This is a genomic window from Caballeronia sp. NK8 (genome assembly GCF_018408855.1).
GTDB lineage: Bacteria > Pseudomonadota > Gammaproteobacteria > Burkholderiales > Burkholderiaceae > Caballeronia.
Genome location: NZ_AP024323.1, coordinates 390,098 through 405,623, shown reverse-complemented (window position 1 = coordinate 405,623; position 15,526 = coordinate 390,098). Strand labels below are relative to the sequence as shown.

General features: G+C 64.1%; 15 protein-coding genes. 5 read left to right on the top strand and 10 right to left on the bottom strand.

Features of this window, described 5'->3' with window-relative positions; translation table 11 throughout:
- Positions 1-36: 36 nt before the first annotated feature.
- The 8 genes from NK8_RS16470 to NK8_RS16435 are packed head-to-tail and all read right to left on the bottom strand — an operon-like array spanning position 37 to position 9,162.
- Positions 37-858 carry a M55 family metallopeptidase gene (locus NK8_RS16470; RefSeq protein WP_213230045.1) on the bottom strand — a complete coding sequence of 274 codons (822 nt, stop codon included), beginning with the start codon at positions 856-858 and terminating at the stop codon, positions 37-39.
- Entirely contained in the window at positions 855-1,871 is a 1,017-nt protein-coding gene (locus NK8_RS16465; RefSeq protein ID WP_213230043.1) for a P1 family peptidase, read from the bottom strand. Before NK8_RS16465 ends, NK8_RS16470 begins: the two co-directional genes overlap by 4 nt.
- On the bottom strand, positions 1,868-2,758 hold the full coding sequence (gsiD, locus tag NK8_RS16460) for a glutathione ABC transporter permease GsiD (protein ID WP_162067189.1): 891 nt from the start codon (positions 2,756-2,758) through the stop codon (positions 1,868-1,870). The genes NK8_RS16465 and gsiD overlap by 4 nt, the downstream gene beginning before the upstream one ends.
- A gap of 7 nt (positions 2,759-2,765) precedes the next feature.
- On the bottom strand, positions 2,766-3,686 hold the full coding sequence (gsiC, locus tag NK8_RS16455) for a glutathione ABC transporter permease GsiC (RefSeq protein ID WP_213230041.1): 921 nt from the start codon (positions 3,684-3,686) through the stop codon (positions 2,766-2,768).
- Between the two features lie 47 nt (positions 3,687-3,733).
- A complete protein-coding gene (gene gsiB, locus NK8_RS16450) occupies positions 3,734-5,281 on the bottom strand; it encodes a glutathione ABC transporter substrate-binding protein GsiB (RefSeq protein ID WP_213230039.1) in 1,548 nt (515 codons plus the stop codon).
- A 31-nt stretch (positions 5,282-5,312) separates the two neighbouring features.
- Complete coding sequence (locus tag NK8_RS16445; protein ID WP_213230037.1) at positions 5,313-7,211, bottom strand: dipeptide ABC transporter ATP-binding protein; 1,899 nt, start codon at positions 7,209-7,211, stop codon at positions 5,313-5,315.
- Positions 7,208-8,191 (bottom strand): isoaspartyl peptidase/L-asparaginase family protein, encoded by a 984-nt coding sequence (locus NK8_RS16440; protein WP_213230035.1) that lies wholly within the window; start codon positions 8,189-8,191, stop codon positions 7,208-7,210. The genes NK8_RS16445 and NK8_RS16440 overlap by 4 nt, the downstream gene beginning before the upstream one ends.
- Positions 8,188-9,162, bottom strand: a complete 975-nt coding sequence (locus NK8_RS16435; protein ID WP_213230033.1) for a MurR/RpiR family transcriptional regulator — start codon at positions 9,160-9,162, stop codon at positions 8,188-8,190. Before NK8_RS16435 ends, NK8_RS16440 begins: the two co-directional genes overlap by 4 nt.
- Positions 9,163-9,369: 207 nt before the next feature.
- On the opposite strand from NK8_RS16435, the gene NK8_RS16430 reads away from it, so the two are divergent.
- Positions 9,370-10,635, top strand: coding sequence for a mechanosensitive ion channel family protein (locus tag NK8_RS16430; RefSeq protein ID WP_162067183.1), 1,266 nt, complete (start codon positions 9,370-9,372; stop codon positions 10,633-10,635).
- A gap of 178 nt (positions 10,636-10,813) precedes the next feature.
- A complete protein-coding gene (locus NK8_RS16425) occupies positions 10,814-11,806 on the top strand; it encodes a LysR family transcriptional regulator (protein WP_213230031.1) in 993 nt (330 codons plus the stop codon).
- Between the two features lie 20 nt (positions 11,807-11,826).
- On the opposite strand, the gene NK8_RS16420 is transcribed toward NK8_RS16425, so the two are convergent.
- Positions 11,827-12,123 (bottom strand): YciI-like protein, encoded by a 297-nt coding sequence (locus NK8_RS16420; protein WP_162067181.1) that lies wholly within the window; start codon positions 12,121-12,123, stop codon positions 11,827-11,829.
- Positions 12,124-12,272: 149 nt separating this feature from the next.
- On the opposite strand from NK8_RS16420, the gene NK8_RS16415 reads away from it, so the two are divergent.
- Complete coding sequence (locus tag NK8_RS16415; RefSeq protein ID WP_162067180.1) at positions 12,273-12,509, top strand: hypothetical protein; 237 nt, start codon at positions 12,273-12,275, stop codon at positions 12,507-12,509.
- A gap of 137 nt (positions 12,510-12,646) precedes the next feature.
- A complete protein-coding gene (locus NK8_RS16410; protein WP_213230029.1) occupies positions 12,647-14,467 on the top strand; it encodes an OmpA family protein in 1,821 nt (606 codons plus the stop codon).
- A gap of 87 nt (positions 14,468-14,554) precedes the next feature.
- Here NK8_RS16410 and NK8_RS16405 read toward each other — a convergent pair whose 3' ends face one another.
- Positions 14,555-15,052 (bottom strand): hypothetical protein, encoded by a 498-nt coding sequence (locus NK8_RS16405; RefSeq protein WP_213230027.1) that lies wholly within the window; start codon positions 15,050-15,052, stop codon positions 14,555-14,557.
- A 204-nt stretch (positions 15,053-15,256) separates the two neighbouring features.
- Between NK8_RS16405 and NK8_RS16400 the strand changes: the two genes are divergently transcribed.
- Complete coding sequence (locus NK8_RS16400; RefSeq protein ID WP_061174527.1) at positions 15,257-15,508, top strand: GlsB/YeaQ/YmgE family stress response membrane protein; 252 nt, start codon at positions 15,257-15,259, stop codon at positions 15,506-15,508.
- The last annotated feature ends 18 nt before the right edge of the window (positions 15,509-15,526 follow it).

The window sequence follows — 15,526 nt, the reverse complement described above, 5'->3', positions numbered from 1 at the left end:
CATTCTAACGATACTCAAAGCGCCTGGTTCAAACCCTCAACGTATCATGAAGGACATTGCCGAAAGGCAATTGAGTATTCGCACGAAAGATTCGATCGAAGGGGCGTCGAAGGCGAGCGTCACGGCATCGATGCGTTCGATCGTCGGCCATTGGCAGAACAGATCGGCGAACGCCGTGGTCTGGGTGCGGAGTTCGCAGCGATGACCGGACCGCGCGACGCGCCGGCGATGCCCCGCAGAAGCCGCCTCGATAGTTTCGCGCGCGGCGAGCCGGATCGCGTCGCAGGCCGCCGCAGGCGTTTCGGTCACGCCGCTCGAATAGCCGTGCGCGGTCTTCACGCACAGAAAGCGAGCGCCGGGAAAGGCCGGCAGTGTCTCGGCGCCGAACACGTCGTCGCCTGTCAGAAACGCGACGTGCGCGCCGTGCTCCTCGGCAAGCCGTCCGTAGAGCCCGGCCTCGCCGACCTCCTCGCCATCCAGCGAGACGCGCGCAAAGGCCGCGCTGTTGATGGTGTGCGCGAGAATGCCGCGGCTTTGCGCGCGCGCGTGATAGCCGATCATGAACACCAGGTCCGGCGCCGCTTCCAGCCCCGCCATCATGCCGAGCGTGCGCGGCTTGCCGAGCACGAGGCGCGCGCGTTGATCGAGCAGATCGGGCATCAGATTGCGAAAACCGCCGTGCGAATCGTTGATCCACACTTGCGACGCGCCGCCGTCGAATGCGCCCTGCGCCGCTGCGTTCGCCTCGCGCGTCATCCAGCGGCGCGCCTGCTCATATTCAGGATTGCCCGCGCGCGTCTGCTCCGGATGGAACACGCCCGCGATGCCTTCGATATCCACCGAGATCAGCACTTTCATGATCGTGTTTTCAATGCGTCGTTGAGCGAGATGCGCCGATGACCATCGCGTCCGGCAACCGATTCGGCGCTGAAAAGCGCATCGAGGATCGCCTGTTCGACGCTGTCGGCGGCCGCCTGGAACAGCGGGTCGAGCCGCGCGTCGCTGATGAGCGGCGGCATCGTGATGAAGTCCTCGTCGTGCGATACGGTGTAAGCGGTCGTGAACGCCAGCGCGATGTCGCCGCTGCCGTGGCCGTACACCGACCCTGTGCGCGCGAGTCCGGCGGCGGCGCGCATCGCGAGACGGCGCAACTGACGCGCATCGAGCGGCGCATCGGTTGCGATGAGGATGATGATCGAGCCTTGCTCGGGCTCGACCTTCGAGGTGCCCGCCGACGCCAGCGCGCGACCGACCGCCTCGCCCGCTATCGTGAGCTGCGGCAGACGGCCGAAGTTCGCCAGCACGAGCGCGCCTGTGGTGTACCCGCGCCCATTGATTTGCACGATGCGCGACGTCGAGCCGATGCCGCCCTTCAGCTCGAAGCACGACATGCCGCGTCCCGCGCCCACTGCGCCGCGCGCGAAGCCGTCGCTACAGGCATCGAGCGCGCTCCGGTAATGCGCTTCATCGATCGCGAGCGCCTGCATGTCGTTGAGGTAGCCATCGTTGCATTCGAACACGAGCGGATTCACGCTCGGATCTTCGCGTCCGATGCGCGGATTCGCAGCGATCGCCGCGCAAATCTGCGCATTCGCGATGGTCCCCACGCCGAACGTATTGGTCAACGCAATGGGCGTCTCGATCACGCCGAGTTCTTCGAGCTGCACGAGCCCGACGCTCTTGCCGAAGCCGTTGATCACGCATGCCGCGGCCGGCGCCTTGTCGCGATACACATCGCCGGCGTGCGGGCGGACCACGGTGACGCCCGTTTGCACCGCGCCCTGCGCAAGCGTGCAGTGCCCGACGGTCACGCCCGCTACATCGGCGATCGTGCCGCGCGGCCCCGCTTCGAGCAGGCCGATATGCATCATGGCCGGTCGAGCTTGGGATCGAGCGCGTCGCGCAGACCGTCGCCGAGCAGGTTGAACGCGAGCACGGTGAAGAAGATCGCGAGGCTCGGGAAGATGGCGACGTGCGGCGCCATCGCCATGTCGGCGCGCGCTTCGTTGAGCATCGCGCCCCACTCCGGCGTGGGTGGCTGCGCGCCCAGACCGAGAAACGAAAGGCTCGCGGCCGTGATGATCGACGTGCCGATACGCATCGTGAAGTACACGACCACCGACGAGATCGTGCCCGGTAGGATATGCCGCGCGAGTATCGTCCAGTCCGATGCGCCGATGCTGCGCGCCGCCTCGATATACGTGAGATGCTTCAACGCGAGCGTATTGCCGCGCACCAGCCGCGCGAACGCGGGAATGCTGAAGATCGCGACCGCGCACACGACGTTCACCATGCCGTTGCCGAGAATCGCGACGACGCCGATCGCGAGCAGAATGCCGGGAAACGCGAACAGCACGTCCGCGATCCGCATCACGATGCGGTCCCACCAGCCTTCGTAATAGCCCGCGAGCAGGCCGAAGAACGTGCCGATCACCGCGCCGAGCACGACCGACACCAGCCCCGCCGTCAACGAGATGCGGCTGCCGACGAGTATGCGGCTCAGAATGTCGCGCCCCAGCGCATCGACGCCGAACCAGTGCGCAGCCGATGGACCCGCGTTGAGCGCGTCGTAATCGAAGTAATTCTCCGGGTCATAAGGCGCGATAAACGGCGCGATGATCGCGATCACGATCAGCAGGATCACGAACACCGCCGCGGCGAGCGCGACCGGCTGCTGCCTGAACTTGCGCCAGAACTCCGTCCACGGCGTGCGGATCTCTTGCGGCGCCTGCACCGCGCTTTCGGCTGCCACGCTCATGCGGTCCTCACTTGAAACGGATGGTCGGGTTGATGATCGCGTACAGCACGTCCACGATCAGGTTGATCACGATGAATTCCAGCGAAAACAGCAGCACTTCCGCCTGAATCACCGGATAGTCGCGCATCTCGACGGCGTCGACCAGAAGACGCCCGAGGCCCGGCCAGTTGAACACCTTCTCCACGACGATCGAGCCGCCGAGCAGAAAGCCGAATTGCAGGCCCATCATCGTGACGACGGGAATCATCGCGTTGCGCAGGCAGTGCTTCAAGATGACCATCGGTTCGTGCACGCCTTTTGCGCGCGCGGTTCGCACGAAGTCCTCGCCGAGCACTTCGACGAACGACGCACGCGTGAAGCGCGCCATCACCGCCGCGACCGCCGCGCCCAGCGTGATCGACGGCAACACGTAGCCCTTCCATGTGCCGTCGTCGACGATCGGCAGCCAGCCGAGCTTCACCGAGAAGATTTCCATCAGCAACATGCCGAGCGCGAACGCCGGAAACGAAATGCCCGACACCGCGAGCGTCATGCCCAGACGGTCCGGCCAGCGATTGCGCCATACCGCCGACACGATGCCGATGCCCATGCCGAAGATCACCGCCCACACCATGCTCGCGAGCGTGAGCCACAACGTGGGCATGAAGCGCTCGGCGATTTCCGTCGACACGGGCCGCTTGCTGCGCGTCGACATGCCGAAGTCGAAATGCACGATCTTGCCGAAGAAGCCCACCAGTTGCTGCGGCAGCGGCTTGTCCAGACCGAGGTCGGCACGCACGAGCGCGACGGTCGCTTCGTCGGCTTCCGCGCCCGCGGCGAGCCGCGCCGGATCGCCCGGCAGCATGTGCACGAAGAAGAACACGAGCACCGCGACGATGAAGAGCGTCGGCAGCAGGCCTAACAGTCGTTTGGCGATGAAGTTGAGCATCGTTTCCGGTCAGATGCGGCCGGGCGATCGCGCCCGGCCGAAAGCGATTACTTGATGGCGATCTCTTCGAAGCTGAACGAGCCGTCGGGCATCACGTACGCGCCCGACAGACGCTTGCTGCGCGCGTAAACGACCTTCTCCGTGACGAGGAAGATCCACGGCGCGTCGGCCCAGATGCGCTTCTGTGCGTCGGCGTAGAGCTTCGCTTTCTCGCCGCGATCGGTGGTGGCGAGCGCCTTGGAGAGATCGTCATCGACCTGATCGCTCTTGTAGTACGCGGTGTTGAAGAGTTTCGGCGGGAACGACGTGCCGCCGAGCAGCGGCGAGAGCGCCCAGTCCGCTTCGCCCGTCGACGACGACCAGCCGATATAGAGCATCCGCACCGGCGCCGTCTTCGGATCGGGCGCGCTCTCGATGCGCTGCACGCGCTGCCCCGCTTCGAGCGCTTCGACCGATGCCTTCACGCCCACCTGCGCCAGTTGCTGCTGCACGAACTGGATGATCTTCTGCGCGGTCGTATGGTTATAGCCCGACCACAGCACGGTTTCGAAGCCGTTCGGATAGCCTGCTTCCTTCAACAGTTCGCGCGCCTTCGCGGGATCGTATTTCCACGGTCCGAGCTTGGTCGCGTATTCGACGCCCGGCGGCACCACGCCTTCGGCCGGCACGGCATAGCCCGCGAACGCCACCTTCACGAGCGCTTCCTTGTTGATCGCATAGTTCATCGCCTCGCGCACCTTCGGATTGTCGAAGGGTTTTTGCAGCACGTTCATGCTGACGTAGCGCTGAATGATCGATGGCGCCGCGATCAGATCGACCTTCGGGTTCGCCTTGAGCGTCGCGGCCTGCTCGAACGGCACCGAGAACGCGAAGTCCGCCTCGCCTGTCTGCATGAGCGCGGAACGGGTGTTGTTATCGACCACGGGTTTCCAGTCGATCATGTCGATCTTCGGCAAACCCTTCTTCCAGTAGCCGGCGAACTTCTTCACCTTCAGGTCGTCGGTCTGCTTCCATTCGACGAATTCGAACGGCCCCGTGCCGACCGGATGAAACGCGATGTCCTTGCCGTACTTCTGCAGCGCGGCCGGCGAAATCATCACCGCCGACGGATGCGCGAGCACGTTGATGAACGCCGAGAACGGAATCTTCAGCGTGATCTTCACCGTGTACGGATCGACCACTTCGGTCTTCTCGATCTTGTTGAAGAGGTTGTAGCGCTTGAGCTTGTTGTCCGGATTGGTCACGCGGTCGAACACGGCCTTCACGGCGTCGGCGTTGAAGTCGGTGCCGTCGTGGAACTTCACATCCTTGCGCAGATGGATCGTGTAGACCTTCGCGTCGGGGCTCGCCTCGTAGCTCGTCGCGAGCACGTTCTGGATCTTCATGTCCTTGTCGAAGCCGAACAGACCCTGATAGAACGACTTCGCCACCGCTTGCGAGAGCGTGTCGTTGGCGTCGTACGGGTCCATCGTCGTGAAGGTCGAGGCGACGGCCATCACGGCGGTGCCTTGCGCATGCGCCGCCACCGGCGCGAGTGAGGTCAGCGCGGCGAATGCGCTTGCAGCGAGTATCGAGCGCAGTTTGAAGGACGGCATTCGTTGGACTCCTTATGACGTTATGGTGTTATCAGTACGCGCCACCAACGTGATGCTCGGCGACGTAATGGTCTGGTCCTACGGCTACGAGTTTCGCGACGATGGGCTCATCGCCGAGCTTGCGGATCGGGCTTGGAATCTCGTCGGCGGCGAGCATGCGCTGCGCGTGCCGGCGTGACGGGTCGGCGACCGGCACCGCGCTCATCAGCTTGCGCGTGTACGGATGACGCGGCGCTTCGAACACGGCCGCGCGTGGCCCGATCTCGACGATCTGCCCGAGATACATCACTGCCACGCGATGACTCACGCGCTCGACGACCGCCATGTCGTGCGAGATGAACAGATACGCGACGCCGAGTTCGCGCTGCAGATCGAGCATCAGATTGACGATCTGCGCGCGCACGGAGACATCGAGCGCGGACACGGATTCATCGGCGATGACGACCTTCGGGTTCAACGCGAGCGCCCTTGCAATCGCGATGCGCTGTCGTTGTCCGCCCGAGAATTCATGCGGATAACGCTGCGCCGCTTCGGGCGGCAAGCCGACTTTTTCGAGCAGCCAGTCGACCCGCGCCTGCGCTTGCTTGCCGCTCGCGACGCCATGCACGAGCAGCGGCTCCATGACCGAGAAGCCGACCGTCAGACGCGGATTGAGCGACGCGAACGGGTCCTGAAAGATGAACTGGATATTGCGCCGCAGGGTCTGCAGCTCGTGACCTTCGAGCTTGCTGATGTCGCGTCCATCGAATTCGATGGAGCCGCTCTGGCTTTCGACGAGCCGCAGCAGCGAGCGCCCCGTCGTCGATTTGCCGCAGCCCGATTCGCCGACGAGCGCGAGCGTCTCGCCCGGACGCAGATCGAAGCTCACGCGCTCGACCGCATGCACCGCCGCCGTCGTGCGGCCGAACAAGCCGCTTTTCACCGGAAAGCGCGTGACGAGGTCGCGCACGCGCAGAATCGGCCTGATGGTTTCGTCGACGGCAGGCTGCTGTTCCTTTTCGACCGCCTCGGACGGACGCAACGCGCTCGCATCGTCGGGCGCAAGGTCGACCCGTTCCACTTCGAGGATCGGGAACTTCGCGGGACGATCGGTGCCGCGCATCGCGCCGAGCGTCGGCACGGCGGCGAGCAGCGCCTTCGTGTACGGATGCTTCGGCGCGTGAAACAGCGCGTCCGATTGCGCCTCTTCCACTTTCTCGCCGCGATACATCACGAGCACGCGGTCCGCCACTTCCGCGACCACGCCCATATCGTGCGTGATGAAGATCACGCCCATGTTCATTTCGTTCTGCAGGCCGCGCACGAGTTGCAGGATCTGCGCCTGGATCGTGACATCGAGCGCGGTGGTCGGCTCGTCGGCGATCAGGAGCGCGGGCTTGCACGACAGCGCCATCGCGATCATCACGCGCTGGCGCATGCCGCCCGACAGCTGATGCGGATAACGCGCGAACACGCGGCGCGCTTCGGGAATGCGTACGAGATCGAGCAGACGCAGCGCTTCGGCGCGCGCCTCCGACGCGCTTTTGTTCTGATGCAGCGCAATCGCTTCCGCGATCTGATCGCCGACCGTGAAGACCGGATTGAGCGAGGTCATCGGCTCCTGGAAGATCATCGCGATGTCCGCGCCGCGCACGCCCCGCATCGTTGCCGACGACGCCTTCGCGAGATCGAGCACTTGCCCGTTGCGGCGGCGAAACGCGATGCTGCCCGACACGATCCGGCCGCCGCCATGCTCGACGAGCCGCATTAGCGCAAGCGACGTCACCGACTTGCCCGAGCCCGATTCACCGACGATCGCCAGCGTCTCGCCGCGATCCACGGTGAACGAAATGCTGCGCACGGCTTCGACCGTGCGTGCGCGCGAGCGAAACGCGACCGACAGATCGCGCACGTCGATCACACGGGCATCGGGCAGCGTCGCGCTCATCATCGATAGATCGCCGTGACGGGCGCTTCGCCCACGCGCGCGAAGCCGCGATACATGCCTTCCGTGTTGAACGGCAGCACGACATTGCCCTTCGCATCGACAGCGACGAGTCCGCCGCGCCCTTCGATGCGTGGCAGCCTGGTCATCACGACATCGTTCGATGCGTCTTCCAGCGATACCCCGCGATATTCCATTTGCGCCGACACGTCGTACGCCGCGAGCATGCGGATGAACATCTCGCCGGTACCGGTGGTCGAAACCGCGCAGGTCGCGTCGTTCGCGTAGCAGCCCGCGCCGATCAGCGGCGCATCGCCGACGCGGCCAGCCTGCTTGTTGGTTATGCCGCCTGTCGACGTCGCTGCCGCGAGATGGCCGTTGGCATCGAGCGCGACCGCGCCGACCGTGCCGAACTTCTTGTCGGGATCGATGGGATCGATGGGATCGCGCGGATCATTCGAGAAGGCGAACTTCGTCATCGCGTCGTGATCGAGCATCGTGCCCGAGGTGCCGCGCGCGTTGAGCCATTGCTGATGGCGTGCCTCCGTGTAGAAGTACGACGGATCGACGAATTCGAGACCTTGCGCCGCCGCGAACGCTTCCGCGCCCGGCCCCGTGAACATGACGTGATCGCTCACGTCGAGCACACGACGCGCCGCGAGCACGGGATTCTTCACGCGCGTCACGCAACTGATCGCGCCGGCTTCGAGCGTCGCGCCGTCCATCACCGAAGCGTCCAGTTCATGCGTGCCCGCCGCCGTGAACACCGCGCCGTGGCCCGCGTTGAAGAGCGGACAGTCTTCGAGCAGGCGCACGGCTTCGGTGACGGCATCGAGCGCGCTGCCGCCATCGGCGAGCACGCGTTGCGCCGCGCTCAGGATGTCCGTCAGCGCCGCGTGATAACGCGCTTCGGCTTCGGCGTTCATCGCGTGGCGCACGATCGTGCCCGCGCCGCCGTGAATGGCGATGACTGGTGTGGCGTTCATGACTTGCGCGATTCCGTATGAGTGTGTCGTTTCGCAGTGGTGCGGCGCGTTGCCTGAACCGCGTGCGCTTCTTTCGGCAAAGAAGGCGCGACGAGCCAGGGCAAGACGAATTCGGTCAATCCCGATGCCGCCTCGACCGAGCGCTTGGCCCGGTGCGCGACCGCATCGCACAGCGCTTCGATGACGGCCAGCACCGCCGTGTCGCAATTCGCCGCGAGCCGGCGTTCGGCGCGGATCGCGAGCACGAGATCCGCGACCTGCGCGAGCGGCGACGCGGCGCTGTCCGTGAGCGCGACGACACGCAGGCCGTGATCGCGCGCGAGCTGCGCGAGCGTGATGGTGTCGTCGACATAACGCGGGAACGCGATCGCGATCAGCACATCGCCGCGCGCCGCCGTGAAGAGCCGCCGCGCGGCGTGCGACGGTCCGCCCATCAACGCGAGCGACTGCACGTTCGCGCAATACGGCGTGAGCCCGTGCTCCAGCAGCCCGGCCAGAAAGGCGCTCGCGCCGTAGCCGATCGTGAAGACGCGCGGCGCGGCGAGAATCGTATCGACGATTGTCTCGGCCTTCGCGCCATCGACGGAGGTTTGAGCAAGACGCAGATTCGCCGCCGCCTGCGCAAGCGATGCATCGAACACCTCCGCGCCGCTCGCCGGCGATTCGAGCGCGGTGCGCAAGCGCTCGACCGGCGCGATGGTCGCCTCGAAACCGCGCACGAGCGCCTCGCGAAACGACGGATAGCCGGAGAAGCCGAGCGCGCGCGCAAAACGGTTCGCCGTCGCCACCGACGCGCCCACCGCGCCCGCCAGTTCGTCGATACGCATGGTCGCCGAGCGAAACAGGTTCGCCAGCACGAATGCACCCATGCGCCGATGGATGGGCGTGAGCGTCGGCATGGCCGCGGCGATGCGCGCGGCGATCAGATCGTCTGCGCTCGCCGGCGCACGAACCGATAGGGAACGGGACATGGAATGCGCTGCGCTCTCGTTGCGATGACACGCGATGAAAGTATATTTACTCGAAAAGCCGCTCAAAAAAAATTCATTTTCATCGAACTCGGGTTTTCGATAAGACGCGCAAGTGAGCCTCGTCCGATGCACCGGAGCGGCACGATCATGCACAATACGTGACGCATCGCGATACAAACGCGCGTCCTGAGTGCTCCCCAGTCCCCTATGAATTTCGACTTCCTTCCCGATCCGCTGCCGCAACAACTCGCCGCTCATCCGTGGTTACAACTGATCGCGGGCCTCGTCGCGCTCGCGCTGATCGCGATCTTCGTGCAATGGGTGGTCGCGCGCATCGTGCTGTATGTCGCGCATCGACTGCTCGTGCTGGCCGGGCATCAGAAGTGGGATCGCGCGTTCATCAAGCATCGGGCGTATCACCGGCTCTGGTATGCGGTGCCGTTCGCGACCGTTGCGCTCGGTATCGACGAAGTGCCGCGCATCGGCCACTGGGCCACGGTCATCGGCCGCATCGCGCACGGCGGCGCGTGGGTCTGCATTTTCTTCGCCGCGGGCAGCGCGCTGTCGGCGTGGCAGGACGTCTATGCGGAAAGCAAGGAAGCGCAGACGCGCTCCATCAAAGGCTATATCCAGATCGGCAAGCTGGGGCTCGCGCTCGTGTGCGGCGTGCTCGTGCTGTCGATTCTCATCGACCGTTCGCCGCTCTGGATGCTGTCCGGTCTCGGCGCGCTGTCCGCCGTGCTGCTGCTCGTGTTCAAGGACACCTTGCTGTCGCTGGTAGCCAGCACGCAACTCACCTCGAACGACATGCTGCGCATCGGCGACTGGATCGAAATGCCGCAAGCCGCCGCCGATGGCTTCGTGAAGGACATCGCGCTGCACACGGTCAAGGTGCAGAACTGGGACAACACCGTGACCACGGTGCCTACCTACAAGCTCTTTTCCGAGAGCTACCGCAATTACCGGCACATGTTCGAATCGGGCGGGCGGCGCATCAAGCGCACCTTGCGCATCGACGCGCAATGCGTGCGCTTTCTTTCCGACGAGGAAACCGCGCGTCTGAAGCGCTTTCGCCTGCTGCACGATTATCTGGAGCAGAAGCAGACGGAAGTCGAGCAGGCCAACCGCAATCTCGGCGAACTGGCCAACGAGCCCGCGAACCGGCGGCGCCTCACGAATATCGGCACGTTCCGCGCGTACGGGCTGGCTTATCTGCAGCGTCATCCGGAGATTCGCCAGGACATGGCGATCATGGTGCGCATGATGGAGCCGGAATCGCAGGGTATCCCGGTGGAGGTGTACTGCTTCACCGCGACGACCGCGTGGACGCAATACGAGCGCATTCAGGGCGATGTCTTCGATCATCTGCTGTCGATCCTTCCCGAGATGGGCCTGAGGCTGTATCAGGCGCCTTCGGGCGCGGACATGAACGGTTTCGTGGGCCGCCTGCGCGGCGAAATGCCCACGCTGTGATTCTTTCCGTCAAAAAGAATCAGGCAAGAATCCTCCACTTTTGTGTATTCACGTTGACGCTTCCCGTCCGTACGATCTAACCATCGCCGATGCGCCTTTTTTCCGCAGCTTCATAGCCGCGGTGGAATCGCTTTTTTCCGCGCATCGCCACTCAATCGTCATAAAGGGAAAGCACAACGTGATCGATCGCGTCCATGCCATGCGTGTCTTCACGCGTGTCGTCGATACGAACAGCTTCACGCGTGCAGCCGAGTCGCTTGGCATGCCGCGCGCGAGTGTTTCGACGACCGTGCAACAACTCGAAGCGCTAGTCGGCGTGCAATTGCTCGCACGCACGACGCGGCGCCTGAATCTCACCGTCGATGGTGCCGCGTACTACGAGCGTTGCGCGCAGATCCTCGCCGACATCGACGAACTCGAATCCGGTTTCGGCGCGGGCGAGGAGCGCCTGCGCGGACGGCTGCGCGTCGAAATGCCCGACACCGTCGCGACATCGATCGTCGTGCCCGCGCTGCCGGAGTTTCATGCACGCTATCCGCAGATCGAGCTGTCGATCGGCATCGGCAATCGCAATGTCGATCTGGTCGGCGAAGGCGTCGATTGCAGTGTGCAACTCGGCGAACTGCCCGATTCGGGCCTGATCGCGCGCCGCCTCGGCATGCTCGAACAGGTGACGTGCGCGAGTCCCGCATATCTGGACAAGCACGGCATGCCGCAAACGCTCGACGAGCTCGCGCAGCACGTCGCGGTCAATTGCGTTTCGGAGAAAAGCGGCCGCCCCGCCGATTTCGATTTCGATGTCGATGGCGAGCCCGTCACGATGAAAATGCGCGGCTTCGTGCAGGTCGCCGACGAACACGCGTATCTCGCATGCGGCGTCGAAGGGCTCGGGCTGATTCAGCCGCTGCGCATCGCGGCGCAGTCTTATCTGCGCTCGGGACAACTGCGCGAAGTGCTGCCGCAATGGAAATCGCCGCCGCTCAAAGTCTCGGTGGCGTTTCTGAAAAGCCGTCAGGCGACGCCGCGCGTGTCGGTGTTCGTCGACTGGCTCGCGGCGCTGTTCGAGCGTTCGCAGCAGCTCGACGACACGCTGACGAGTCTGTATCGCTCGGCTCAGCGTCGCGGTCCATCGCGCCGGGACCGTCCCGAGGAAGAAACCGCCGACGCGTGATCGTTTCGCTTTCTGCTTCGCTATCGCACGGGCGTGGCCGCACTCGCGCCCACGACCGTGTTCCACTTGCGCACTTCCCAGCGTTCCACCAGCCCATTCGTCACATACGGGTCATGCTTCGCGAAGTCTTCCGCGGCGGCGGGCGACTCGCTGTGAAACAACAGCATCGCGCGATCGGCGGGGGCGTCGAGCGCGCCCGCAAGCACGATGTCGCCGCGCTCCACCGCCGCCCACGCGAGGGCCAGATGCGCGTCGCGAAATTGCGCGCGGCGCTCCAGATAGTCCGCACAGAGGTCGTAAATCAACAGGTAATGCATTGCTGTCTCCTTTCAGTGAACGATGGATGGCCGCCAGCTAGTCTGTCCTATTTTTGAGATCGAGAATTCAAGAGTTCAATCGGAACCGTCTGATCGCCTTACGATAGCGCATCGTCGATGATGTGCGGATACTCGTAAAGGGGTCCGCCATGAACCGCAATCAACCTCCCTGCAATACGTGCACGATGCACGATTGCCGCACCTGTGCGTGGACGTCGCCGCTCGACGCATCGTACCGCACGCTCATCCCTCCTCGCTCCATGCTGTCGCTCGTCGCGCTCTCCGTGAACGGCAACGATCCCGCGCCCGCAGAACCCTCATGGCTCGCCATGGCGGGTAAGCGTATTCGCAAATTCTTCTCGGATGTGAGTCTTCGCGCGCGCTGAAAACGCAACGCCAGTCGCATCGACGCACCGTTTTCGTAAAGAATTTTGCAGATATATTTTTAGGATAACTGTGCAAGTAGAATCCGCTACACAATTGCGCTCGCGTTAAGCGTTCATGTAGAAAGGAAAGTCAGTCGATGAGCATCAATCTGGTTCAGGCGGTCAATGCCGCGATCTCGGAAAACATCGCGGAACAGTTGTCGCAACAGTTCGGCATCCCGGGGCAAATCGTCCGGCAACTGGCGGCCCGCATCGCGCCGGGACTCGTCGCGTCGCTGATGGACCGGGCGACGCTCGTGCCCGGATCGCAGTCGGTGTATTCCGTCATCATGCAGCCGGAGACCAACGCGTATATCGTCGACCAGTTCACGAAGCTGATCGCGACGACCGGCGGACTCAAGCAACTCGAAGTCAACGGCCATTCGCTCGCCGCGCTCGCAACGGGTCACCGCGTCGATGCGCTGAGCGACGCCGTTTCGGCTGAAACCGGCGTTCCCACGCAAGCCACGTCTTCGCTCGCGGGCATCGTCGCCGCCGTGCTCTTTGGCATCATGAAGCGGCACTTCCTGCTCGCACAATGGGGCTTGCCGCAAGTGCCCAAGCTGTTGCGCGACCAGGTCGGCGAGATCAACGGATCGATGTCGAACGCGGTCGCGGCGGCCATCGGCGTCGGCAATACCGAAGGCTTCACCAGTTGCATCACGCCGCGGCTCGATACCGTCGCGTCGAGCCTGGAAGCGCGCATGGATGCCGATGTCGCCGTGGCGGTCGCGCCGCCCGAGCCCATCGTGAAAGTGGCCGCGCAAAGCGCGCCCGTTTCCGCGCCCACGCCTCCCGCACCGACAACGCCGCCGATGCGCGCACCGGTACGCAAACCCGCGCCGACACGTTCGAACAAGTGGATCTGGCTGCTCTTCGCCGTGCTGGCGGTGATTCTCGCGCTGGTCTACTACCGCGGCTTCACGCACAGCGATAGCGTCGATCTGAGCGCCGCGCCGGCCACCCAACCAGTCACGAACGTGTCGACGCCGGCTTCATCACCCGCACCGCTGAGCACGCAGGCTGCGGACATTACGCCGGTCGTCGCGTCCGCTACCGTCGATACGCCGGCCGCAACGGCGGCGCCTGCGGAGACCACTCCTGCACCGACGATCGAGACCGCCGCCTGGAAAGATGCGCAGTTGCTGTTCAACGTCAACACAACGGGCGTTCCGGCCGTCGAGGCGACAGTCGGCACGGAAGCGGAGAAGAAGCATCTGCTCGACGCGATGACAGCGCGCTTCGGCAAAGCCTTCAGCGCGGACATTTCCGTCGTTCCGCAAACGCGGCCGGCCCCCTGGCTCTCGCGCCTGAACGACTTCTTTCCGCTCATGGCCGTGCCTGGCGCGGAAGCCAAGATCAGCGGCTCGAAAGTGGAACTGAGCGGCACTGCGGCGAATGCAAAGCTCGGCTGGACCGATCGCCTCAAAAACACGCTCGGCGGCATGTTCCAGGTTGCTGCGTTCGACGTGGACGGCGCTGTCGCCAGCGCAACGCAATCCTTTCGCAGCGCGATGAAGAGCCTGCTCGCCACGGACACGCCCTGCTCTGGCAAAAAACTCACCCGCGTGCTCGACCTTCAGGTCGTCAATTTCGCGCGCTCGAGCGCGCAGGTGCCGGAAAGTGCGTACGCCACGCTCGGCGAGACGGCGCAATTGCTCAAGAGCTGCGCGGCCAAGGGTTCCATGGTGAAGCTGGAAGTCGCCGGCTATTCGGATGCGCAAGGCACGGCCGCGGCGAAACTGGAAGTGTCGAAGGAACGCGCTCAGGCGGTTCGCGGATTCCTGGTGCGCAACGGCGTGCCGCCGCAGTCGCTCAGCGCATCAGGTTACGGCGACGCCAATCCGGTCGCCGACAACGAAACCGCGAGCGGTCGTTTCGCGAATCGACGAATTGCGTTCGTCGTCAAGAAAGGCTGACGCCAGTCCGGTTCTCGCTATTCGTTACCACGCCGTCGCGCCCAAACGCGACGGCGTTTTCATTTGCACACGCGCTTTCAGCGCAGCTCAGCCGCCCGCGCTCGGCTTGGCGAAATCGTTCCCGGCCCAGCGCTCCGCGCTCGCCTTGGTGAGCTTGAACGCAGGCGAAACGCGCACGTGCGCGAGCTGGGTGCCGTATGCGTCGAAAGCCTTGAGGTTGGCGTACGGATCGTCGTCATCCGGAACGATCTCCAGCGTAACGGTCATGTCTTCGCCTTGCACGTCGATGGTCACGTTCTTGTGCAGCATCGCGTGACGCTGCTGCTCATGACGGCGCAACACTTCCGACGCCGTCTTGACTAGGGTGCGAAACGCGTTCGCATCGAGCGGTTTCGGGTTTTTCTTGTCGCGGCCCATCGTCCACGGGCCGACGAGCGCGGGCTCGGCCTCGCCCGCCTGAATCATCTCGACGGCCCAGCCGTCGTCGTCCTCGTTCTTGATCACGCGGGCGGTCCAGCCGTCGTCGCGCCAGAGGCGGTCTTCATGGATGGCGTCGTCGGTGGAGGAAATGTCGGAATCGGTCATATCGTAGCAATGCAGGCAATGAGGCAATGTGACGAATTTTACCTTGCGCGTGCTCGCGGCACCGTTCGTGCTCGTCGGATTGGCCGAACGGCCAGTGTCATACCCAAACGCTGTGCGCCGTGCTACTTTGGATATACCGGGACCGTCCGGAATCTATCTGCAACGCAGTCGAGAAGCCGTAAAACTCTGATAAGGAGCAACCGCATGCTTGCATTCATCGGTACTTTGATCGTCGGACTCGTCGTTGGTCTCATCGCCCGGGCCGTCAAGCCTGGCGACGACAACATGGGCTGGATCATGACCATCGTGCTCGGCATCGCCGGCTCGCTGATCGCCGGTTACGTCGGCCGCGCGCTCGGCTGGTATCAACCGGGGCAACCGGCCGGGTGGATCGCCTCGGTGATCGGCGCGATCATCCTGCTCGTCGTCTGGGGCATGATCCGCAAGCGCAGCTAGAACGCCGCGCCCGAGCAT

Coding starts and splice junctions, on each gene's coding strand:
- NK8_RS16440 (WP_213230035.1), bottom strand. CDS start 8,191: ATGAACGCCACACCAGTCATCGCCATTCACGGCGGCGCGGGCACGATC.
- gsiB (WP_213230039.1), bottom strand. CDS start 5,281: ATGCCGTCCTTCAAACTGCGCTCGATACTCGCTGCAAGCGCATTCGCC.
- NK8_RS16420 (WP_162067181.1), bottom strand. CDS start 12,123: ATGCATTACCTGTTGATTTACGACCTCTGTGCGGACTATCTGGAGCGC.
- NK8_RS16445 (WP_213230037.1), bottom strand. CDS start 7,211: ATGATGAGCGCGACGCTGCCCGATGCCCGTGTGATCGACGTGCGCGAT.
- NK8_RS16470 (WP_213230045.1), bottom strand. CDS start 858: ATGAAAGTGCTGATCTCGGTGGATATCGAAGGCATCGCGGGCGTGTTC.
- gsiC (WP_213230041.1), bottom strand. CDS start 3,686: ATGCTCAACTTCATCGCCAAACGACTGTTAGGCCTGCTGCCGACGCTC.
- NK8_RS16405 (WP_213230027.1), bottom strand. CDS start 15,052: ATGACCGATTCCGACATTTCCTCCACCGACGACGCCATCCATGAAGAC.
- NK8_RS16465 (WP_213230043.1), bottom strand. CDS start 1,871: ATGATGCATATCGGCCTGCTCGAAGCGGGGCCGCGCGGCACGATCGCC.
- NK8_RS16410 (WP_213230029.1), top strand. CDS start 12,647: ATGAGCATCAATCTGGTTCAGGCGGTCAATGCCGCGATCTCGGAAAAC.
- NK8_RS16430 (WP_162067183.1), top strand. CDS start 9,370: ATGAATTTCGACTTCCTTCCCGATCCGCTGCCGCAACAACTCGCCGCT.
- NK8_RS16400 (WP_061174527.1), top strand. CDS start 15,257: ATGCTTGCATTCATCGGTACTTTGATCGTCGGACTCGTCGTTGGTCTC.
- NK8_RS16435 (WP_213230033.1), bottom strand. CDS start 9,162: ATGTCCCGTTCCCTATCGGTTCGTGCGCCGGCGAGCGCAGACGATCTG.
- NK8_RS16415 (WP_162067180.1), top strand. CDS start 12,273: ATGAACCGCAATCAACCTCCCTGCAATACGTGCACGATGCACGATTGC.
- gsiD (WP_162067189.1), bottom strand. CDS start 2,758: ATGAGCGTGGCAGCCGAAAGCGCGGTGCAGGCGCCGCAAGAGATCCGC.